A 20,980-nucleotide genomic window follows, 5' to 3' on the forward strand; every position below is an offset into this window, starting at 1 on the left:
TAATAAGTATAGTCATTAATTATGTGAAAATCTTGTGAATGGTGTGAGTTAATAAAATTAAACATAAATTAGATACAGTCTCATCTAATGCGCACCAGAGTCATCCCCCACACGTACTAATCAATAGATTGGGCACCTTATAAACCATGATTTCTACTGCAAAAAAATGCCCATTAATAGCTTGTTTTTTCATAATCCATTGCCTGATAGCAATCTTCTTTTTATAGTTTCCGTCTTTTAATATTTCACAGAAACTATTTGATTATCAGGTTTAATAGAAAAAAACGAGTAAAACTGTATGAAATAGTTTTACTCGTTTTTTCTATTATGACAAACTGTACTTTACCTATTATCTTATTTTTATCATTCAACCATTGAATAGCCTCTGCCATGTATCGTTTGAATATATCTACCTTTCTTCTCGCACTTTAACTTTTTTCTTACATACCCAATATATAAATCCACTACATTAGGATTGACTACTACGTTATATCCCCAAACCTGGTTCAAAAGCATTTCACGGCTCAATATTGTATTTTTATTCTTGATTAAAAATACAAGTAAATCGTACTCGCGCTTAGTAAGCGTGAGATTTTTACCACCTTTTTTTACAATATGGCTAGATGCATCAACAAAGAGATCTTTAAACTGAAAAAAGTTTGTCTCATTTTGTTGGATACAGTCACTTCTCCTTAAAATAGCTTGAACCCTCGCTACTAATTCTTCTTTCACAAATGGTTTTCTTATATAATCATCTGCTCCTGCTTGTAGCCCTGCTATGCAATCCTTGCTAGAAATATTGTCGGTCACAATAATTATCGGTGTCGTTTTAACAAGTCGTATTTGTCTACAAATTTCTGGCCCCGATATACTTAATGAATCCCAATCCAATATGATAATATCCCAATCTTGTTCATATACTATATTTAAACCTTGGTTTTCATTGTGAAGTTTTAAAATGAAATAGCCCTCTTGCGTTAGACCGCTTACGATTTTCTTTGCAAAAGACCGTTCATTCTTAATTACTAACACCTGCTTCACCGATGGTTCACCTCTACTTCAATATAACTTAGTTAGATAAAAAGTTATCCCCAAAAAATAATTTAAGATTTATAAATATTAAATCCCTAAAAAAGCCATTATAACAGCTTATTAGGAGAACTCTATATAATCTTACAATAGATATGGATAAAAACACAAAATATATGAAGATTTAAATACATATTATTTAATCATTAAGAGCAACTATATTATCTAGCTGCTTATTATCAATAACGATTCCCTCAGTTTCTGTTTCAAGGGTACCGTCCTCAACTTAAGCATTTTATCAAACCACAAAACAAAAAGAACCATACCCCCGCCACTCTGGCAAAGTTATGGTTCATATCATACAAAATAAAAAACCACCAAACAGTTATGTATTGGTGGAGACGGTGGGAGTCGAACCCACGTCCAAAAATATCGGCACTTAAGCTTCTACGAGTGTAGTCGATATATTAGCATTTCGCGAACTCTTCGGCCTATCGACAGGCTTCCAAGTTGCTAGTCTGATTGTTCTCTTCCTTCGCCCTCAGACGGCGAACTCCGGCGTAGTCCACTTAGTTTGAGTCCCTTACCCTACCACATGGACGATGGAGGGAGGAACCTTTAGTGCAATTAAGCAGCTAAAGAAAGATTGTTTTGTTTGCCAATTATAGGCTTTGACGTTTTAACGAGGCCGATCCCCTCGACTCGCAACCTAAGCTCGAACTATCCCTGTCGAATCCGTAACGTCCCCATGATAAAAATGGAGCATACGAAGAAATATCGTGATAGCTACTAAGAGCTGTTTTTCAATGTGCAACAAGCTTACATAAGTTATTATATCATACGCGCGCCGTTTTACAAATGTAAATATCTGTATTACATCTTTTGACGATCACGGAACACGCGTGCAATTTCACGTTTAGCTTCTTTCTCTTTTAAATCGTGACGCTTATCATATTGCTTCTTACCTTTTGCTAAACCAAGTGCCATTTTCGCAAATCCATTTTTCAAATAGATTCTAACTGGAACTAATGCATATCCTGTTTCTTTTGCGTAACCTGCTAGCTTATCAATTTCTTTTTTATGAAGAAGTAACTTCCTTGTACGTAGCGGATCGTGATTGAAACGATTCCCTTGTTCATATGTATTAATATGCATATTATAAACCCATACTTCACCGTTATGTATACGTGCAAACGCATCTTTCAAGTTCACGCGTCCAGCGCGAATCGACTTAATTTCCGTTCCTTGAAGGACAAGCCCTGCTTCGTATGTTTCTTCGATGAAATAATCATGAAATGCTTTTTTATTTTGCGCAATAACCTTACCTGTACCCTTTGGCATATAACGTCCCTCCTCTATTTTTACCATTGTAACAAATGTTAATAAAAAGCGAAAGTGGCTCGCTCAGAATCTTTGGACATTGGAGCTCCCGACAAAGAAGCGCTTTTTGCTTCGTCCGAGGGCGCGAAATGGCCAATAGATTCTAGCCACTGTAGCTGGATTCAATAAAAAGCGAAAGTGGCTCGCTCAGAATGTGAGGCGAAGCCACTCTTCTCTTACTTGCGCTTTTTCTTTTTCTTCTTGAATCCTGGTACATTTTCAAAGAATCCTTTTTTCTTCTTACCATTACTATTACTATTTCCATCTTTTTTCCCTGGCTGACTAGCGGATGTGGATGCAGATGCTTTTCCTTTTCCTTGTCCACCACGATCAAACTTTCTTCCTGTGCCGCGTTCACCACCGCGCTCATTACTACGTTCGCTACGTCCACCGCGTTTCTTTCTGCCTGTTCTTGGCTGTTCAATCACAACTGGACGATCTTTGAACTTACGACGAGGTGTGCCTTTCATGCCAACGATTTCAAAGTCGATTGCGCGCTCGTCTTTATTTACGTTAATAACACGAATTGTAATTTCGTCACCGATGCGGAATACGTTACCTGTACGTTCTCCAATCATCGCAAAGTGTTTTTCGTCATAACGGTAGTAATCATCTGTTAAATAGCTAACGTGTACAAGACCTTCAATTGTATTTGGAAGCTCTACGAATAAACCGAAGTTTGTTACAGAGCTAATCATACCGTCATACTCTTCACCGATCTTATCAACCATATACTCTGCTTTTTTCATTTCGTCTGTTTCACGCTCTGCTTCAACAGCGCGGCGTTCCATATTAGAAGAATGCTCTGCAATCTCAGGTAAGTTTTCACGCCATTTCGCTTGCGTTTCGTTGTCTACTTTACCATTAATGATGTATTCACGAATCAATCTATGAACAATCGTATCCGGGTAACGACGAATTGGCGATGTGAAATGCGTGTAGAACTCAGTTGATAAACCAAAATGTCCTAAGCTGTTCGAATCGTAACGTGCTTGCTTCATAGAACGAAGCATAACTGTTGAAATGACTATTTCTTCCGGCTGACCTTGAACCATTTCAAGAATTTGCTGCAATGCACGAGGGTGTATTTCATTCGCACGTCCCTTTACTGCATATCCGAAGTTTGTTACAAACTCGAAGAAACGCTCAAGCTTATCTTCTTTCGGATCTTCATGGACACGGTACATAAACGGTACGTTCATCCAGTGGAAATGCTCCGCTACTGTTTCGTTCGCAACAAGCATAAACTCTTCAATTAGCTTCTCTGATACAGAACGATCACGCATTACAACATCAGTCGGTTTTCCTTCTTCATCTACTAGTACTTTCGCTTCTTTAAAGTCAAAGTCAATCGCACCACGGCGCATACGTTTTTCACGTAAAATTTGTGCTAACTGCCCCATTTCTTTAAACATTGGTACTAGCGGCTCGTAGCGTTCAATTAGCGCTTCGTCTTCATCTTCTAAAATGCTTCTTACGTCAGCATACGTCATACGCTCTGTCGTTTTAATTACACTTTGGAAAATCTCGTGTTTTACAACATCGCCTAGATTGTTGATTTCCATTTCACAAGATAGTGTCAGACGGTCTACTTTCGGATTTAATGAACAAATACCGTTTGATAAACGATGCGGAATCATCGGAATTACACGGTCTACAAGATATACACTCGTTGCTCTCTCTGCTGCTTCAACATCAATTGGAGAACCTTCTTGAACATAATGACTTACATCCGCAATATGAACGCCAAGCTTATAGTTACCGTTCTCAAGCTTCGTTACTGTAACAGCGTCATCTAAGTCTTTCGCATCCGCACCATCAATTGTAACAATCATTTGATCACGTAAATCACGACGATCTTTTATATCTTCTTCTGAAATCGTTTCTGGTACACTGTTTGCATGCTCCATCACTTCTTCAGGGAATGCTAAAGGTAAATGATGTTTATGAATGACAGATAAAATATCTACTCCTGGGTCATTTTTATGACCTAGAATTTGAATAACTTCACCTTCTGCGCTTAAACGGTTCTCTGGGTAGCCCGTAATTTTCACAACTACTTTATGGCCTTCTACAGCGCCCATAGATGCACTTTTCAAGATAAAAATGTCACTTGTCCAGCGTTTATTATCAGGTATAACAAATCCAAAGTTCTTTGACTCTGTATATGTACCAACTAGTTCCTTCGTTCCACGCTCTAAAATACGAACAATCGCGCCTTCTTGGCGTGATCCACTTGATTGTGCGCTAACACGTGCTAATACTGTATCACCATGAAGTGCACCATTTAATTCTGTCGGCGGGATGAAAAGATCATCATCTCCTGTTTTCTTCTCTTCTGGAACGACGAACGCAAAACCACGTGCGTGCCCAATTAATTTACCGCGTACTAAATTCATTTTTTCTGGAAGACCGTAGCGGTTACTACGTGTGCGGATAACAAGCCCCTTCTCTTCCATCATTACAAGTGCCTTTACGAAATCTTTAAAGCCCTCAGAGCCTTCGATTCCAAATGCCGATTCTAATTCTTGTATCGTTAACGGTTTATACGCTTCTTCCCTCATAAATAATAACAACTTATCAATATGTTCTTGCATGATTTCTTCCAAGCAGAAATACCTCCTTTAAACCCTTATATTATTTAGTGTATCCGAAAGATGGGGGATGTATAAAGTGAAACTTTAATCATCTCCCAATGATTTTTTACAGCTTTCATAAAGTGTAACTTTAACCAGTAGTTTTTTGTCCGTCCCCACTGATTATTAGCCCACAAATAGCGGGATAAAAATTCCCTTATGAAAAAAAGAGGCAACTAGACCTTACCAATCTAGTTGCTCCAAGAAGTTATATACATCCTCATGTAGCACATCACGTTCTTTATCAAGTGTAATGACATGCGTAGAGTCTTCATACCATTTAATGTCTTTTAACGTAGATTCTACACCGTTATAAATAATGTTAGCACTATCTGTATTAATCATCTCATCATGACGTGCTTGTACAACGAATGTTGGAGCATAAATCATATCAACATTATTGCGTACGTCACGAATCAACTCCTGTAATGCTTTTAATGTATTCATTGGTGTCTGTTTAAATTCAAACATTTCCTGCTCAATTCGTTCTGGTGATTTTTGCTCACGCTTTTTATATTCGCGGGCATATGCCAATATACCTTGGTACATAATTTCTTCACTTTTAATGTACATCGGTGCACACATTGGTACAACACCTAAAATCGGTAATGTATAAGCAAGTTTTAATGAGAATACTCCGCCTAATGATAATCCAACCGCAGCTATTTTCTCGTAACCTTGATCTTTTAAATGCTGGTAGGCATTCATTACATCTTTCCACCAGTCTTCAGGTCCTGTATGAACAAGCTCTTCTGGTGGTACGCCGTGTCCTTTATAAATTGGCGCATGACAAGTATAGCCTTTCTTCTCTAAGAAACGCCCTAGCATGCGTACGTCAGCTGAGTTTCCTGTGAATCCATGTAATAATAAAACAGCGCGGTCTCCACCTTCAAATGTAAATGGTTTCGGAGATGCTAATTTCATCATGTACTTCTCCTCTTTCTCTTCTGTAATCTAGTCGTATTCTTTCTATTCTTAGTGTACCATATTTATAATTCTATAATCTAATTAGAAACTTTTTTTGAATAACAAATCAAAAAAAGAAGAACCATTAGCATAATCCGCTAACGCTTCTTCTTTTTATTTTATAAATTTAAGTACGTAACACCAATTGTTAGTACGAAGAATAGTACAGCTAAGACAACTGTAACACGGTTTAATACCGCTTCAATTCCACGTGCTTTTTGCTTACCAAACAATTGCTCTGCACCACCTGAAATAGCGCCTGAAAGGCCTGAGCTATTACTAGACTGCATAAGTACCATAACAATCATTAAAATCGATACAATAATAAGTAAAACTGATAATAACGTATGCACTTGGCGTACCTCCTACAAAGATTCAGTTATTTTAAATGTAGCATAAATCCTATAGAAAAGCGAGAGCTATAGAATCGCTCTCGCTTTTCTTCTATTACATGAACATCATTGCGAATAACGGTCCAAGCAAACATGTCAAAATTGCTGTTAATGTCATTGTTACCGATCCAATAACACCTTCATGCTCATTATTTTTCATCGCTCTCATAACACCCATAATATGAGACGCACATCCAAAGCCAATCCCTTTACCAACTGAGTTTGTAACACGGCTCCATTTTAATAAAATTGGTCCTGAAATCGTTCCAGTAATCCCTGCGATAACGACGAATGCTGCTGTTAAGGACGGGACACCACCAACTTGTTCAGATACACTCATCGCAACTGGCATTGTCACTGATTTTGGTAAAGAAGATAAAATTAAGCTTTTATCTGTTCCCATAAGTGTGGCGATAGCAAAATCACTTGCAATAGCAACTGTTGTACCTACTAATACACCACCAGCAATTGGTACAACATATTTTTGCAGAACATGACGTTGTTTATAAAGCGGGATTGCAAATGCTACAACACCTGGTCCTAGTAGCTTCGCAATCCAGCCACCACCACTTTCCATATAATTTTGATATGGTATATCAAGCATTATAAATAAGAAAGCCATTAATCCTGTTGCAACAAGCATTGGAATGGTAAATGGTGTTGGAAATAATTTGTAGATTTTTTTAGATAATTGATATAATAGCACCGTAAAAAGAACCCAACCGATTCCGATTAATATTTGGCTCATTGTGTCTCTTTTTCCTTTCTATTCGCAAGATATTGTCCTGTATGTCCTGCGACAATAATAATTAAAAACGTACTCGCTACAACTGTAATGAAAAGGGAAATTCCTTTACTCATAAAAAAAGCACCGTAATTCATTAAGCCAAGCGTTGGCGGAATTAATAAAAACGGCATAATAGCAACGAGTGTTTCTGCTCCTAAATCAAACCATTTCACTGGAAGTACTTTTAGGCTAAGCAAAACAAGTAGGAGGAACATCCCAATCAAACTTCCTGGAATCGGAAGATTCAACATTTCTTGCACCCAATTTCCAACCATATAAAATACATAAAGAGCAGCAATTTGGACAAGAATCTTTGTAAGTTTCATGTTCATCATCCCTCATGTTTATACGATCTTCTGTTAATATCCTTATCATAGTATAAATTGTAAAAACCTGCAATTTATCAAATCGACAACGAAAACCCACTATATTATACGCTTACACCCTTGATATGACTGCGTTTCCCAATGTAATTTACGTCAAAAACATTGACCTAATATATAAAGTTTATATTTTCTGAATTTTGATGGTTATTATTTTAATAAAACAAAATCCTTCACTCCATTTTTATTCTGCCTTCTCTCTAGCACACATATATATATAAAGATAGGTGGTGAACGCATGTCTAAAAAAATTCTCATTTTTTGTGATCCTGGAATCGACGATGCGATAGCCCTCCTCCTCGCATTCTTTATCGATGAAATTGAAATTGTTGGGATTGTCGCTGATTACGGCAATGTTCCAAAAGAAATGGCCGTACAAAATGCTCATTTTCTTAAACAAAAATCAAGAAATAGAGATATGAAAATATTTGGTGGTTCAGACCGTCCTCTCAATGGAGGTCCACCTGCTTTTTTTACCAATATTCACGGTAAAGAAGGGTTAGGGCCAATCATCCCAAATGAAAAGTTACAAAACGGAGAAATGGAGAATTTTTTTGAAGTTATCCCTCTTATCGAGCAGTATAAAGACGAACTAATCATTGTAAGTTTAGGGCGACTCACTTCCCTAGCTGCTTTATTTATTTTATGTAAAAACTTAATGCAGCAAATTAAATCTTATTATGTAATGGGTGGTTCCTTTCTGCACCCAGGTAATGTAACTCCCGTATCAGAAGCGAATTTTTATGGCGATCCAATCGCGGCTAACATTGTATTACAATCTGCATCCAACATGTACATATACCCGTTAAATGTAACTCAGTATTCCATCGTTACACCTGATATGGCTGAATATATTGAGGCGAAAGGAAAGGCTTCTCTCGTCAAACCTCTATTCGATCATTACTACTATGGATATTACGAAAAAATTTTACCACAATTAAAAGGCTGCCCTTTTCATGACACGATACCGATATTAGCTTTACTCGATAATTCTATGTTTACCTACTACAAATCACCAATTACCGTCATGACCGAATCTTACGCTCAAGGAGCAAGTATCGGTGATTTCCGCTCTTTAGTAGGATCGAGCCCATTCACCAATCGGCCCTCGCAGCAAATCGCTATCGATTTTGATTATAATCTCTTCTTTAAATACTTCATGTCACTTATGACAGACGAACAATTTTAGCATAAAAAAACAGACCGTGATTTCTCACGGTCTGTCGTTATTTTCTACAATTATCGTTTGATGTTGTAGAAAGATTTGATACCATCGTAAACAGCGATTTCGCCTAGTTCGTCTTCGATGCGTAATAATTGGTTGTACTTAGCAATACGGTCAGTACGGCTCATAGAACCAGTTTTGATTTGGCCAGCGTTAGTTGCAACTGCGATGTCAGCGATTGTAGCATCTTCAGTTTCACCAGAACGGTGAGATACAACTGCTGTGTAACCAGCACGTTTAGCCATTTCGATTGCTTCGAAAGTCTCAGTTAAAGTACCGATTTGGTTAACTTTAATTAAGATTGAGTTAGAGATACCTTTTTCGATACCTTCAGCAAGTTTTTGAGTGTTAGTTACGAATAAATCGTCACCAACTAATTGTACTTTATCACCGATACGCTCAGTTAATAATTTGTGACCATCCCAGTCGTTTTCGTCTAAACCATCTTCAATAGAGATGATTGGGAAGTCTTTGCAAAGCTCTTCGTAGAAATCAACCATTTCTGCAGAAGTTAAGCCAGTACGGCCTTCGCCTGCAAGGTCATATTTACCAGTTTCTTTATTGTAGAACTCAGAAGAAGCAACGTCCATTCCTAAGAATACGTTCTCGCCAGCTTTGTAACCAGCTTTTTCGATAGCTTCGATGATTACTTCTAATGCTTCACGGTTAGAACCAAGGTTTGGAGCGAATCCACCTTCGTCACCTACTGCAGTGTTAAGACCTTTGTCATGTAATACAGCTTTAAGTGCATGGAATACTTCAGCACCCATACGGATTGATTCTTTGAATGTTGGAGCACCAACTGGTAAGATCATGAACTCTTGGAAGTCAACGTTGTTATCAGCGTGAGAACCACCGTTGATGATGTTCATCATTGGAGTTGGTAATTGTTTTGCATTGAATCCACCAAGGTAACGGTATAATGGAAGACCTACGAAGTCAGCTGCTGCGTGAGCTACTGCCATAGATACACCAAGGATAGCGTTAGCGCCTAGTTTACCTTTGTTTGGAGTGCCATCTAATTCGATCATAGCACGGTCGATACCAGCTTGGTCAGTTACGTCGAAACCAACGATTTCTGGAGCGATTGCTTCGTTAACATTGTTTACTGCGTTAAGAACACCTTTACCAAGGTAACGAGATTTGTCACCGTCACGTAATTCTACTGCTTCGTGCTCACCAGTAGATGCACCACTTGGTACGATAGCGCGTCCGAATGCGCCGCTTTCTGTGTAAACTTCTACTTCTACAGTTGGGTTACCACGAGAGTCAAGGACTTCGCGAGCATAAACATCAATAATTGTTGACATAATAAATTCTCTCCTTTTTATATAAGCAAATTATTTAATAATTGTTTTACCTGTCATTTCTTTCGGTTGTTCCACATTTAAAAGTGTAAGCATTGTTGGGGCGATATCTCCTAAAATACCACCTTCACGAAGCTCTACATCATTTTTTGTAACGATGAAAGGAACCGGGTTAGTTGTATGAGCTGTCATTGGTCCACCTTCAGCAGTTAACTCCTGATCGGCATTACCATGGTCAGCAGTAATAAGTGCTACACCATCTTTTGCAAGAATCGCTTCTACAACTTTTCCTAAACATTCGTCAGTTGCTTCTACTGCTTTAATTGTTGGTTCCATCATCCCAGAATGGCCAACCATATCACAGTTTGCAAAGTTAAGAATGATAACATCATGTTTATCATTTTCGATGTCATTTACTAAAGCGTCCGTTACTTCATAAATGCTCATTTCAGGTTTCAAGTCATACGTTGCAACCTTCGGTGAGTTAATTAAAATACGCTCTTCTCCTGGGAATTCAGCCTCACGACCACCGCTAAAGAAGAATGTAACGTGCGGATACTTTTCAGTTTCCGCGATGCGAAGTTGCTTTAATCCCGCTTGCGCAACAACTTCACCTAATGTGTTATCAAGGTTCATTGGCTTGAATGCCACGTAACCATCTACAGTTTCACTGAAATGTGTCATACAAACGAACTCAGGAATGTGAGGTACTTTTTCACCACGATCGAACTCACGGAAGTCTTCGTTTGTAAATACACGAGCAATTTGAATTGCACGGTCTGGACGGAAGTTATAGAAGATAACTGCGTCATCATTATTGATTGTTGCAACTGGCGTGTCATCTTCGTTAACAATTACAGACGGCAATACGAATTCATCATGAATACCATTTGCATAAGAGTCTTCTACACACTCTTCTGCTGATTTATAAGTAGGGCCTTCACCATTCACCATAGCACGGTAACATTTTTCTACGCGATCCCAGCGCTTGTCACGGTCCATGGAGTAATAACGACCAGAGATAGTCGCGAATTGTCCTACTCCTGTTTCTTTAATTACTTCATTTGTTGCATCGATATAACCTTTTGCTGTTTGTGGTCCAACATCGCGGCCATCTAAGAATGCATGGATATATACTTTCTCCACGCCTTCTTTTGCTGCTAAACGAAGAAGAGCAAACATATGGTTCATGTGACTGTGCACACCACCATCAGAAAGTAAACCGAATAAATGAAGAGCAGTACCTTTTTCTTTCACGCTTTTAATTGCATTTTGGAAAGTTTCGTTCTGATCGAACTCACCTTCACGAATTGCAACGTTTACGCGTGTTAAGCTTTGGTATACGATGCGGCCAGCACCGATATTTAAGTGACCAACCTCTGAGTTACCCATTTGACCTGCTGGAAGACCTACTTCCTCACCAGAAGCTGTAAGCGTTGTGTGAGGGAATTTGTTCCAGTAACCATCAAAATTAGGTTTCTTAGCTTGTGCTACAGCATTCCCGTAAGTTTCTTCACGTAGTCCGAAACCATCAAGAATGATTAAAGCTGTTGGCTTTCTCATTTTACCGCCCCCAGAAGACCTAAGAACGAAGCAGGCTCTAAGCTAGCACCGCCAACTAAAGCGCCGTCGATGTCAGATTGTGCCATATACTCTTTAATGTTTTCTGGTTTTACGCTACCGCCGTATTGAATACGAACAGCTTCTGCAGCTTCTGGAGAAACAGCTTCTGCAACAACTTTACGGATGTGCGCACATACTTCATTTGCATCTGCAGAAGAAGAAGATTTACCTGTACCGATAGCCCAGATTGGCTCATAAGCGATAACAGTTACTTTAACTTGCTCTTCTGTTAAACCTGCAAGTGCTTTTGTTACTTGACCTGCTACTAGATCAAATGTTTTTCCGCTTTCGCGCTCTTCTAAAGTCTCACCACAACAAACGATTGGTGTTAAACCATGTTCAAATGCTGCAAGAGTCTTTTTGTTTACTGATTCGTCTGTTTCAGCAAACATTTCACGACGCTCAGAGTGGCCAAGTACTACGTAGCCTACTTTTAAGTCGCTAAGTGCTACTGGGCTAATTTCGCCAGTGAATGCACCATTTTTTTCGAAGTGCATGTTTTGTGCACCTACTTGTAAGTCAGTTCCTTCAGCCTTAGCTACTAAGCGCTCTAAGAATAGAGCTGGCGAACAAACTACTGCATCAACAGCTGAAGCTGCTGGGATTTGACCTTTAACTTCCTCTACGAAGCTAACTGCTTCAGCTAGAGTTTTATTCATTTTCCAGTTACCTGCGATAATTGGTTTACGCATGCTTTGCACCGTCCTTTTTCTTTGGCTGCTACTTATTTGTCGTTAAGACAAACTACACCTGGAAGCTCTTTACCTTCCATGAATTCTAATGACGCACCGCCGCCAGTAGAAATGTGGCTCATTTTATCAGCCATACCGAATTTTTCAACAGCTGCTGCAGAGTCACCACCGCCGATAACAGAGTATGTATCTTCTGCATCTGCTAATGCTTGCCCTACTGCTTTTGTACCTTCTGCGAATGGAGTCATTTCGAATACACCCATTGGTCCATTCCATACAACAAGCTTAGAGTTTTTAATTACATCTGCATAAATTTCACGTGTTTTAGGACCGATGTCCACGCCTTCCCAAGTAGAAGGGATAGAGTCGATACCAACGATTTGAGTTGTTGCAGTTTCAGAGAATTCCTCTGTGATTACAACATCAACTGGCATATAGAAGTTTACGCCTTTTTCTTTTGCAAGTTGCATAAATTCTTTAGCTAGTTCAACTTTGTCGTTTTCACATAGTGATTGACCAATTTCATGACCTAAAGCTTTAACGAATGTATAAGCAAGTCCGCCACCGATGATTAAGTTATCTACTTTATCTAATAGATGACGAATTACACCGATTTTATCTTTTACTTTCGCACCACCGATAATAGCTGTGAATGGACGTTCTGGGTTAGAAAGTGCTTTACCTAATACATCTAACTCTTTTTCCATTAATAAACCAGATACTGCTGGTAGGTAGTCTGCGATTCCTGCTGTAGAAGCATGAGCACGGTGAGCTGCACCGAATGCATCGTTTACGAAGATATCAGCAAGAGCTGCAAATTCTTTCGCAAGTTCTGCATCGTTCTTTTCTTCGCCCGCATAGAAACGTACGTTTTCAAGAACTAATACGTCGCCTTCGTTCATTGCTGCAACCATTTCTTGTGCAACTGGTCCGAATGCTTCGTCCGCTTTTTTAACATCTTTACCAAGAAGCTCGCCTAAACGTGCTGCTACTGGAGTAAGACGTAATTCTTCTACTGCTTGACCTTTTGGACGGCCTAAATGACTTGCTAAAATTACTTTCGCACCTTGCTCTACTAAATATTGAATTGTAGGAAGAGCTGCACGGATACGAGTTTCATCTGTAATTTTGCCTTCTTTCATAGGTACGTTGAAATCAACGCGGCAAAATACACGCTTACCTTTTAAATCTACGTCACGAATTGATTTTTTGTTCATTGGATTTCCCTCCGACTACTAGTTAGGATTGACAAAACCCATTCAAAAGCTTAACACATTTGCTTCTAAAACGAAAGAAGAGAGAGAGGGAACAAACCCTCTCCCTCGTTTTGTCATTGATTGCTTATATACTTAAGAATTAAAGACCTTTAGAAGTCATGTATGCAGCTAGGTCTACTACGCGGTTAGAGTAACCAGTTTCGTTATCGTACCAAGAAAGTACTTTAACCATGTTACCTTCCATTACCATTGTAGATAATGCATCGATTGTAGAAGAAGCTGTACATCCGTTATAGTCGATAGATACTAATGGCTCTTCGCTGTATCCAAGGATACCTTTTAATTCGCCTTCAGAAGCTGCTTTGAATGCTGCGTTTACATCTTCAACTGTTACTTCTTTGTCAAGTTCAACAACTAAGTCAACAAGAGAAACGTTAGCAGTTGGAACACGTACAGCGCCGCCGTTTAATTTACCTTTAAGTTCTGGTAATACTAATGCTACAGCTTTAGCAGCACCAGTAGATGTTGGGATCATGTTTTCAGCTGCTGCACGAGCACGACGTAAATCTTTGTGTGGTAAGTCTAAGATTTGTTGGTCGTTAGTGTAAGAGTGAATTGTTGTCATCATTCCGCGTTTTACGCCGAATTTTTCGTTTAATACTTTAGCGAATGGAGCTAGACAGTTTGTAGTACAAGAAGCATTAGATACTACGTTGTGGTTAGCTGCATCGTATTGTTCGTGGTTAACACCCATAACTACAGTGATATCTTCGTCAGAAGCTGGAGCTGAGATGATAACTTTCTTAACTGATCCACCTAAATGTTTCTCAGCGTCTGATTTTTTAGTGAAACGGCCAGTAGATTCTACTACTACTTCTACTCCGTAGTCGCTCCATGGTAATTGAGCTGGGTCACGCTCAGCGATAACTTTAATTTCTTTACCGTTAACAACGATGCTGTTTTCGTTAGCAGATACTTCTGCATTTAAAGTTCCGTGAACTGTATCATATTTTAAAAGGTGAGCTAATGTTTTAGCATCTGTTAAGTCGTTGATTGCTACTACTTCTACCTCAGAGTTGTTAAGAGCTGCGCGGAATACGTTACGTCCGATACGTCCAAATCCATTAATACCAATTTTAGTCATTTAAATTTCCTCCTTGGGGGATTATATTAAAGGGTAATACCCTTTGTTAATTGTTTTGCTGCACCTTCATCTGTAATTAGAATTGAAGTGTGCCCTTGCTTTATTACAGCCTGTATTGCTTTTGCTTTTGAAGAACCTCCAGCGACTGCAACAACGTGAGATACATTTTGTAAATCTTCAAGTTGCATACCAACCGTTCTTACTTTATGAACAACATTCCCTTGTTCACTAAAGTAGTAACCGAAAGCTTCGCCAACTGCTTCGCTTGCCTGAATCTTTAACCAATCTGCTTCTGAAGTATTTCTGCGACGTGCCATTGTTAACGCATCACCAATTCCATGAATGACGATATTGGAAGATCGAATCAACTCAAGAACTTCTTTCACGGAGGGCTCTGTTACAATAGACGCATATGCTTCGCTACTAACGTGATCTGGAACATACAATAAGCGATAATTACTCATCGTATTTTGTGCCATTTTGGCGCATATGGTATTGGCTTCTAACTCGACGCCTTCTCCAATTCCACCACGTGCTGGGACAAATAGCATATGTAAATCTTTGCAATCAAGTTGCATCATGTCCGCAGCAGCAGCTAGCGTAGTTCCTCCAGCCACAGCAACGATATTATTCACTGTCAGACGGTCTTTTATACAAGTCACACAAGCACGGCCCATCTCCAGTTTGACCCAAGGTGATTCATCACTATCACCAGGGACAACGAAAACTTCATCCAAGTCTAATGTTTCCTTAAGTTGTTTTTCTAAAACCTTTAACCCGGAAATTTCTTTCATAAAGTCTTCCAAAGCAAGAACTAAAGCTGTTCCTTCTTCTGTCAAAGTCATTCCAGAAGAAGCGACGTGAACTAAGTTTTGTTCTTTCAAAACTTGAACTTCACTTCGCAATACTCGTTCTGTCATACCGAGACTTGCAGATAAGTTTCTTCTTCCAATCGGCTGCATAAGCCTAATGTACTGAAGCACTTGCATTCTCGTTTGCATAACAGGTAGCAGATCAGGTAATAATTTTTTTGTGTTCTGAATCCATGAGCGCATATCTTTTCTCCTCACTGCATCGGTTCATTTCCCTTCGTGGTCACTTTATGTCCCGTAGTGACATTTTGCGTCCCACTTAGGTTAAAAAAATAATCCCTGCTACGTGTATTATTGTAACAGGAGACAGAAACTTATTCAACTCTTAACTGCATTGTTTATATAGTTTATTATGACACCTTTGTGAATGTTACCATATTCTACTTGTCTTCCGCCTATTTCTACAACAGGAATCATTAGATGGTATTTCTCTAAAAGGTCATTATCTTCATATATATCTATTTCCTCAATTTGAAAAGAATATTCATATTGTACTTCTTTTAAAACTTGTTTCGCCTTCACGCAAAGGCCACAATCTTTTTTTGTATATAGTACAACCTTCATCTTCTTCACCTATCCAATTGTTTTTCTTAGAGACGAAGCAGGAATATGCATTTGTTCTCTATACTTCGCAACCGTTCTTCGAGAAATAACTATTTCATGCTCTTCTTCTAATAATTTTGAAATCTTTTGATCCGAAAGTGGCTTTTTCTTATTTTCTGCTCCAACAAGCGTTTGAATGAATTGTTTCACACGCTTTGTAGAAACCGCCTCATCTTCCGTCGTAGAAATAGAATTACTAAAGAACGATTTCATCTCAAATAAACCGTGCGGCGTTTGCACATATTTATTACGCGTTGCGCGACTAATTGTAGACTCATGCACACCTAACTCTTCCGCCACCTCTTTTAAAGCAAGTGGTTTTAAATACTCTGGACCTCCCCAGAAGAAATCATGCTGTTTTTCCATAATAATATTCATCACTTGTAAGAGTGTTTGTTTTCTCTGTTTCAAACTGCGCATAATCCATTGCACATGCTGATACTTCTCCGATACGTAAGAAGCCACTTCACTTTCACTATTATTTAGTAACGCACTATACTCAGAATGAATTTCAATTCTTGGCATATTTCTCTCATTCATCTGTAAAACGAGATGATCGCCATCTTTTTTTACCGCCATATCAGGCACAATATAAAGTGGTTTATCAGAAGAAAATGCAAGACCTGGTTTCGGCTGCAATGATGTAATACAGTTCACCGCATCCTGTAATTCCTCGTTAGTACACTTCAACACTTGAACGAGCTTTCGCCAATCTTTCTTAACGAAATAATTAAAATGATCATCTATAATTTCTTCCGCTAACCCATTCCTTCTTTGTAAGCGCTTCAATTGGATTGATAGACATTCCTGAATATTACGCGCACCTACCCCTGCTGGCTCTAACGATTGAACAAGCTCCACGGAACAGTCCACTACATCAATTGGCGCAGAAAGAAGCTCTGATAACTCTTCATTTGTTTCTTGTAAATAGCCATTTCCATCCATGTTCATAATAATGAAAGAAGCTGCTTTTCGCTCTTCTTCATCTATTTTATAATACTGTAGTTGATTTAATAAATGTTGCTGAATCGTTGTAGAATCCACACTGTAGATTTCCATTTGATTCTCGACTTGTTTTCGGGTACTTTTACTTGTGTTAGAGCTCTTTTTCTTCTCCCTCTCAAAACCACCTAACTCAATAAGGGGATTCTCTAACGATTGCTCATACAAAAACTCCGATAATTCTTGTACATTATACTGGAGCATTGTAATCGCTTGCCTTAACTCTTGTGTCATTGCCAAACGTAAGCTTTGTTCTTGTAAAAGACTTGCCTTCAAACTAATCTCCCCCTTGTTTCTATTGTACAATAAGTTTGGTAAAAGGAGAATCCTATCGCAGACACCCATTCCAAAATATTATTAATTTATATGTATTAATGAGATTTACATCTTACAACCGAAATTTGAATAATATTGAAAGAAAATAATAGCGCAATAAAAATTATTACCACATACTAATAGTAAATCTTATAACCAGATATAACAAGAGAGAAATAAAAAAAGGTCCTAACTTACAAATGTAAGTTAGGACCTTTTGACGCGCCCAGAGGGATTCGAACCCCCGGCAGACGTGGTACCGGAAACCACCGCTCTATCCGACTGAGCTATGGGCGCATGATTATAAAAACACTTCATTTTCTTCTCATAATAATAGCAATAAAATCCATCTAAATCAATAAAAATATCGCCTTAATCCTTTATATCCCTTAGCTAGGAGCCTATAAAACACATCCTTCTCCTAAATTTTCCAATCATAAATTCACCCCAACTCACAAATTATAATCTTTGAATTGATATTCCAAAGGGGGCTTCATTCAATGACTGTAATTACAAAACTAAAGCAAACTGTTTCTGGATTAAAAAGTGCACAAGCTAGCTTAGAGGGATTCGCTCTTGATACGGATAACCAACAAGCAAAGCAACTTTTCCAAACAGCTGCGGAGCAAACACAAACTATTATCGATTCTTTAAACCCACGTGTTGAAGAAGTCCAGCAAGAAGAACCACAATACACACAGCAATAACCAAAAGTGCCATTTCATCTAATGGTACACAATTTGAGAAAAAGGATGATATGCAATCATCCTTTTTCTCTCACATTACATACTGCAATAGAAATGGAATGATTATAATGCGAAAACTTGGAATCATAACCGTGTTATTTATGCTCCTATTCGGTTCACTTACCGGATGTGATAATAGCCCGTTAGATAAAAAAGTAAAGAAAGAAGAAGCTAAGCGGGCAGATGAGAAAAAGGGCCCTAAATTAACAAAAATGAGTACAGAATCCTTTAATCAATCTATATCGCAAGACGCTAAGAAAAAAGCTCTTGCTATGGAGGGGATTATAGAAGCTACCGCAGTTAATACAAATTTAGATCTTTACATAGCCATCAAACCTGAACATCACGAAAGATTTGGTTTAAAACCTTTACGAAGTAAATTAAAAAAGAAGCTAAGTGATGAAAACCCTACTTTCGATATTCGTGTAAGTACAGACAAAAAGATTTTTATGCTCATAGAAGAACTTGAAAACAAAATTAAGAACAAGAAAATAAGCAAGGATGGCATTAAAGATCAATTGAAACTCATTCAATCAGAAATGGGATCTAATATTTAAGTTTTCTAAAAGAGAAGGAAGGATTCAAATGTCTAGTAAAGATAAAAATTTAACACCTGTGCAACAAGAATATAAAAAATTCGAACAACAGCGCGAACCGAAGCGCCCCGTTTTAAAAAATTGTATAAAAGCTTTTTTCGTCGGGGGATTAATTTGTCTAATAGGTCAACTGATTTCCACCTTTTATATTACCTATTTTGATTTCACTGAACGCTCTGCCGGGAACCCTACTGTTGCAACTCTTATTTTTATCTCCATGCTATTGACGGGATTTGGCGTCTACGATCGCCTTGGGCAATTTGCTGGTGCTGGTACCGCAGTTCCCGTTACTGGATTTGGTAACTCTGTTATTGCCGCATGTATTGAACACCGGACAGAAGGATTCGTTCTCGGCGTTGGTGGTAACATGTTTAAACTAGCAGGATCGGTCATCTTATTTGGCGTATTTTCAGCTTTTGTCATCGCTCTTATTAAAACAATTCTCTTTCAATGGGGAGGGCTGTAAATGTTACAAGGACACCGAACATGGGTATTCGAAAACAAACCAGTTATCATCTCAACAGGTGTAGTCGGCGGCCCATTTGAGGCAAATGGAAAAATCCCTGAAGACTTCGATACCCTGCATGAAGATTTATGGCTCGGACAAGATTCTTACGAAAAGGCGCATAAAATTTTATTTGAAGAAGCTTGTAGCCGCGCTACCGAAAAGGCGCAGCTCCGTAAAGACGATATTCAATTCGTACTCGCAGGGGATTTAATTAACCAAATAACTCCAACGAGCTTTGCATGCCGCACACTCGGAACACCTTATCTCGGTTTATTCGGCGCCTGTTCTACCTCTATGGAAGGCTTAGCACTCGGCGCAAGTATCGTAAATGCAAAAGGTGCAAAGTATTTATTAACTGGGGCATCAAGTCATAACGCTGCGGTAGAAAAACAATTCCGCTATCCAACTGAATATGGTGGTCAAAAACCTCCTACGGCTCAGTGGACAGTGACCGGTGCAGGCGCGGCTATTTTAAGCGACACTGGATATGGTCCACAAGTAACATCGGCCACCATTGGACGAGTTATTGATATGGGACTAACAGATCCTTTTAATATGGGTGGCGCGATGGCCCCAGCTGCTGTCGATACGATTGAAGCTCATTTACGCGAACGACAAATTGACGCCTCTTATTACGACTTAATCGTAACAGGTGACCTTGGACATGTCGGTCGCGAAATTGCTTACGACCTACTACATAAACATGGAACAAAGGTAAAGAGCGAGCAATTTCAAGATTGCGGAATCATCATTTATAGAGAAGGTCAACCTGTCATAGCTGGTGGAAGTGGTCCAGGCTGTTCAGCAACAGTCGTATACGGACATTTATTAAACCGAATGAAAAGAGGAGAATTCAAAAAAATACTTGTCGTTGCGACAGGCGCTTTACTATCTCCACTTACATTCCAACAAGAAGAAACGATTCCGTGTATCGCTCACGCTGTTTCGATTGAATTTGGAGGTGCAACGCAATGATTTTTTTCTGGGCTTTCGTCATTGGTGGACTCATATGCGTAATCGGACAGCTTATGTTTGATGTCGGCAAACTAACCCCCGCTCATACGATGGCAACACTCGTTGTTGCTGGAGCTATATTAGATGGATTCAATCTGTATGAACCATTAATCGACTTTGCAGGCGCTGGCGCAACTGTACCTATTACAAGTTTCGGTAATGCCCTCGTTCATGGCGCGATGGAGGAAGCAGCCAAACATGGCATCGTCGGCGTTATTACCGGCATGTTTAAAGTAACGAGTGCTGGTGTATCAGCTGCCATTATTTTCGGCTTCATTGGAGCATTGCTATTCAAACCGAAAGGATAAGGTGTTCGTATGACAGTTATCGCTAGCGTTAAAACCTGCCTTGCCAGTGTAAGGGGCGCTCAAGCAAGTTTAAGCTCCCTTTCACTAAATTCACAGGACGCGGAATCAAAACGTGTATTTCATGAATGTATGTTAGAAATGGACAGCATCATCACCGATTTACAGAATAGAGTTTCAGTATTAGAACGTGAAGAACCTCAATATAAAGGGTTTTAAGTAGACTGGAGGAAATGAC

At 39.0% G+C, this 20,980-nt stretch carries 22 protein-coding genes, 1 tRNA gene and 1 other RNA gene; 7 read left to right on the top strand and 17 right to left on the bottom strand.

Annotation, left to right across the window (positions count from 1 at the left end; all coding sequences use genetic code 11):
* Positions 1 to 363 precede the first annotated feature (363 nt).
* The 8 genes from MR155_RS13160 to MR155_RS13195 all read right to left on the bottom strand — a co-directional run bounded on the left by MR155_RS13160 (position 364) and on the right by MR155_RS13195 (position 7,525).
* Entirely contained in the window at positions 364 to 1,041 is a 678-nt protein-coding gene (locus MR155_RS13160) for a response regulator transcription factor (RefSeq protein ID WP_002139175.1), read from the bottom strand.
* A gap of 381 nt (positions 1,042 to 1,422) precedes the next feature.
* Positions 1,423 to 1,777: a transfer-messenger RNA gene (ssrA, locus tag MR155_RS13165) on the bottom strand.
* 125 nt (positions 1,778 to 1,902) lie between these two features.
* Entirely contained in the window at positions 1,903 to 2,370 is a 468-nt protein-coding gene (gene smpB, locus MR155_RS13170) for an SsrA-binding protein (protein ID WP_242310126.1), read from the bottom strand.
* A 215-nt stretch (positions 2,371 to 2,585) separates the two neighbouring features.
* Positions 2,586 to 5,006: a ribonuclease R gene (rnr, locus tag MR155_RS13175; protein WP_396027166.1), complete on the bottom strand. Its 2,421-nt coding sequence runs from the start codon at positions 5,004 to 5,006 to the stop codon at positions 2,586 to 2,588.
* A 222-nt stretch (positions 5,007 to 5,228) separates the two neighbouring features.
* The gene (locus tag MR155_RS13180; RefSeq protein WP_162836430.1) at positions 5,229 to 5,969 is read right to left on the bottom strand and encodes an alpha/beta hydrolase; all 741 of its coding nucleotides are present in this window, start codon (positions 5,967 to 5,969) and stop codon (positions 5,229 to 5,231) included.
* A 161-nt stretch (positions 5,970 to 6,130) separates the two neighbouring features.
* Positions 6,131 to 6,364, bottom strand: a complete 234-nt coding sequence (gene secG / locus MR155_RS13185) for a preprotein translocase subunit SecG (protein WP_002016062.1) — start codon at positions 6,362 to 6,364, stop codon at positions 6,131 to 6,133.
* 94 nt (positions 6,365 to 6,458) lie between these two features.
* Positions 6,459 to 7,151 carry an LrgB family protein gene (locus MR155_RS13190; RefSeq protein ID WP_002129877.1) on the bottom strand — a complete coding sequence of 231 codons (693 nt, stop codon included), beginning with the start codon at positions 7,149 to 7,151 and terminating at the stop codon, positions 6,459 to 6,461.
* On the bottom strand, positions 7,148 to 7,525 hold the full coding sequence (locus tag MR155_RS13195) for a CidA/LrgA family holin-like protein (RefSeq protein ID WP_002016064.1): 378 nt from the start codon (positions 7,523 to 7,525) through the stop codon (positions 7,148 to 7,150). Before MR155_RS13195 ends, MR155_RS13190 begins: the two co-directional genes overlap by 4 nt.
* A 286-nt stretch (positions 7,526 to 7,811) precedes the next feature.
* On the opposite strand from MR155_RS13195, the gene MR155_RS13200 reads away from it, so the two are divergent.
* Positions 7,812 to 8,762, top strand: a complete 951-nt coding sequence (locus MR155_RS13200) for a nucleoside hydrolase (RefSeq protein WP_063218051.1) — start codon at positions 7,812 to 7,814, stop codon at positions 8,760 to 8,762.
* A 50-nt stretch (positions 8,763 to 8,812) separates the two neighbouring features.
* On the opposite strand, the gene eno is transcribed toward MR155_RS13200, so the two are convergent.
* The 9 genes from eno to MR155_RS13245 form a co-directional block, all read right to left on the bottom strand.
* Positions 8,813 to 10,108 (bottom strand): phosphopyruvate hydratase, encoded by a 1,296-nt coding sequence (gene eno, locus MR155_RS13205; RefSeq protein WP_000103948.1) that lies wholly within the window; start codon positions 10,106 to 10,108, stop codon positions 8,813 to 8,815.
* A gap of 30 nt (positions 10,109 to 10,138) precedes the next feature.
* A complete protein-coding gene (gene gpmI, locus MR155_RS13210; RefSeq protein WP_002129880.1) occupies positions 10,139 to 11,668 on the bottom strand; it encodes a 2,3-bisphosphoglycerate-independent phosphoglycerate mutase in 1,530 nt (509 codons plus the stop codon).
* Positions 11,665 to 12,420, bottom strand: coding sequence for a triose-phosphate isomerase (gene tpiA / locus MR155_RS13215; RefSeq protein ID WP_002159914.1), 756 nt, complete (start codon positions 12,418 to 12,420; stop codon positions 11,665 to 11,667). The genes gpmI and tpiA overlap by 4 nt, the downstream gene beginning before the upstream one ends.
* A gap of 32 nt (positions 12,421 to 12,452) precedes the next feature.
* Positions 12,453 to 13,637 carry a phosphoglycerate kinase gene (locus tag MR155_RS13220; RefSeq protein ID WP_113936281.1) on the bottom strand — a complete coding sequence of 395 codons (1,185 nt, stop codon included), beginning with the start codon at positions 13,635 to 13,637 and terminating at the stop codon, positions 12,453 to 12,455.
* A 139-nt stretch (positions 13,638 to 13,776) separates the two neighbouring features.
* The gene (gene gap / locus MR155_RS13225; protein WP_002016071.1) at positions 13,777 to 14,781 is read right to left on the bottom strand and encodes a type I glyceraldehyde-3-phosphate dehydrogenase; all 1,005 of its coding nucleotides are present in this window, start codon (positions 14,779 to 14,781) and stop codon (positions 13,777 to 13,779) included.
* 26 nt (positions 14,782 to 14,807) lie between these two features.
* Positions 14,808 to 15,836 carry a gapA transcriptional regulator CggR gene (cggR, locus tag MR155_RS13230; RefSeq protein WP_044738071.1) on the bottom strand — a complete coding sequence of 343 codons (1,029 nt, stop codon included), beginning with the start codon at positions 15,834 to 15,836 and terminating at the stop codon, positions 14,808 to 14,810.
* Positions 15,837 to 15,971: 135 nt separating this feature from the next.
* On the bottom strand, positions 15,972 to 16,217 hold the full coding sequence (locus tag MR155_RS13235) for a glutaredoxin family protein (RefSeq protein WP_002089547.1): 246 nt from the start codon (positions 16,215 to 16,217) through the stop codon (positions 15,972 to 15,974).
* Between the two features lie 9 nt (positions 16,218 to 16,226).
* Complete coding sequence (rpoN, locus tag MR155_RS13240) at positions 16,227 to 17,534, bottom strand: RNA polymerase factor sigma-54 (protein WP_002016074.1); 1,308 nt, start codon at positions 17,532 to 17,534, stop codon at positions 16,227 to 16,229.
* A gap of 260 nt (positions 17,535 to 17,794) precedes the next feature.
* Positions 17,795 to 17,870, bottom strand: a tRNA-Arg gene (locus MR155_RS13245).
* A 203-nt stretch (positions 17,871 to 18,073) separates the two neighbouring features.
* Between MR155_RS13245 and MR155_RS13250 the strand changes: the two genes are divergently transcribed.
* The 6 genes from MR155_RS13250 (at position 18,074) to MR155_RS13275 (ending at position 20,961) form a co-directional block, all read left to right on the top strand.
* Positions 18,074 to 18,280: a DUF1657 domain-containing protein gene (locus MR155_RS13250; RefSeq protein WP_002124076.1), complete on the top strand. Its 207-nt coding sequence runs from the start codon at positions 18,074 to 18,076 to the stop codon at positions 18,278 to 18,280.
* A 107-nt stretch (positions 18,281 to 18,387) separates the two neighbouring features.
* A complete protein-coding gene (locus tag MR155_RS13255) occupies positions 18,388 to 18,876 on the top strand; it encodes a YhcN/YlaJ family sporulation lipoprotein (RefSeq protein ID WP_242310128.1) in 489 nt (162 codons plus the stop codon).
* 28 nt (positions 18,877 to 18,904) lie between these two features.
* Positions 18,905 to 19,381, top strand: a complete 477-nt coding sequence (spoVAC, locus tag MR155_RS13260) for a stage V sporulation protein AC (RefSeq protein ID WP_002034730.1) — start codon at positions 18,905 to 18,907, stop codon at positions 19,379 to 19,381.
* A complete protein-coding gene (gene spoVAD, locus MR155_RS13265) occupies positions 19,382 to 20,398 on the top strand; it encodes a stage V sporulation protein AD (protein WP_002089557.1) in 1,017 nt (338 codons plus the stop codon).
* Complete coding sequence (spoVAE, locus tag MR155_RS13270) at positions 20,395 to 20,745, top strand: stage V sporulation protein AE (protein WP_000575919.1); 351 nt, start codon at positions 20,395 to 20,397, stop codon at positions 20,743 to 20,745. Before spoVAD ends, spoVAE begins: the two co-directional genes overlap by 4 nt.
* 9 nt (positions 20,746 to 20,754) lie before the next feature.
* Complete coding sequence (locus tag MR155_RS13275) at positions 20,755 to 20,961, top strand: DUF1657 domain-containing protein (RefSeq protein ID WP_002034728.1); 207 nt, start codon at positions 20,755 to 20,757, stop codon at positions 20,959 to 20,961.
* Positions 20,962 to 20,980: the final 19 nt, after the last annotated feature.

It is taken from the genome of Bacillus cereus group sp. BfR-BA-01331 (genome assembly GCF_022663915.1).
GTDB classification, from domain to species: domain Bacteria; phylum Bacillota; class Bacilli; order Bacillales; family Bacillaceae_G; genus Bacillus_A; species Bacillus_A mycoides.

Excerpts from the sequence above, each read along its gene's own strand:
- smpB (WP_242310126.1), bottom strand. The coding sequence starts at position 2,370 with ATGCCAAAGGGTACAGGTAAGGTTATTGCGCAAAATAAAAAAGCATTT.
- rnr (WP_396027166.1), bottom strand. The coding sequence starts at position 5,006 with ATGCAAGAACATATTGATAAGTTGTTATTATTTATGAGGGAAGAAGCG.
- MR155_RS13180 (WP_162836430.1), bottom strand. The coding sequence starts at position 5,969 with ATGAAATTAGCATCTCCGAAACCATTTACATTTGAAGGTGGAGACCGC.
- MR155_RS13190 (WP_002129877.1), bottom strand. The coding sequence starts at position 7,151 with ATGAGCCAAATATTAATCGGAATCGGTTGGGTTCTTTTTACGGTGCTA.
- MR155_RS13195 (WP_002016064.1), bottom strand. The coding sequence starts at position 7,525 with ATGATGAACATGAAACTTACAAAGATTCTTGTCCAAATTGCTGCTCTT.
- MR155_RS13200 (WP_063218051.1), top strand. The coding sequence starts at position 7,812 with ATGTCTAAAAAAATTCTCATTTTTTGTGATCCTGGAATCGACGATGCG.
- eno (WP_000103948.1), bottom strand. The coding sequence starts at position 10,108 with ATGTCAACAATTATTGATGTTTATGCTCGCGAAGTCCTTGACTCTCGT.
- gpmI (WP_002129880.1), bottom strand. The coding sequence starts at position 11,668 with ATGAGAAAGCCAACAGCTTTAATCATTCTTGATGGTTTCGGACTACGT.
- tpiA (WP_002159914.1), bottom strand. The coding sequence starts at position 12,420 with ATGCGTAAACCAATTATCGCAGGTAACTGGAAAATGAATAAAACTCTA.
- MR155_RS13220 (WP_113936281.1), bottom strand. The coding sequence starts at position 13,637 with ATGAACAAAAAATCAATTCGTGACGTAGATTTAAAAGGTAAGCGTGTA.
- gap (WP_002016071.1), bottom strand. The coding sequence starts at position 14,781 with ATGACTAAAATTGGTATTAATGGATTTGGACGTATCGGACGTAACGTA.
- cggR (WP_044738071.1), bottom strand. The coding sequence starts at position 15,836 with ATGCGCTCATGGATTCAGAACACAAAAAAATTATTACCTGATCTGCTA.
- MR155_RS13235 (WP_002089547.1), bottom strand. The coding sequence starts at position 16,217 with ATGAAGGTTGTACTATATACAAAAAAAGATTGTGGCCTTTGCGTGAAG.
- MR155_RS13250 (WP_002124076.1), top strand. The coding sequence starts at position 18,074 with ATGACTGTAATTACAAAACTAAAGCAAACTGTTTCTGGATTAAAAAGT.
- MR155_RS13255 (WP_242310128.1), top strand. The coding sequence starts at position 18,388 with ATGCGAAAACTTGGAATCATAACCGTGTTATTTATGCTCCTATTCGGT.
- spoVAC (WP_002034730.1), top strand. The coding sequence starts at position 18,905 with ATGTCTAGTAAAGATAAAAATTTAACACCTGTGCAACAAGAATATAAA.
- spoVAD (WP_002089557.1), top strand. The coding sequence starts at position 19,382 with ATGTTACAAGGACACCGAACATGGGTATTCGAAAACAAACCAGTTATC.
- spoVAE (WP_000575919.1), top strand. The coding sequence starts at position 20,395 with ATGATTTTTTTCTGGGCTTTCGTCATTGGTGGACTCATATGCGTAATC.
- MR155_RS13275 (WP_002034728.1), top strand. The coding sequence starts at position 20,755 with ATGACAGTTATCGCTAGCGTTAAAACCTGCCTTGCCAGTGTAAGGGGC.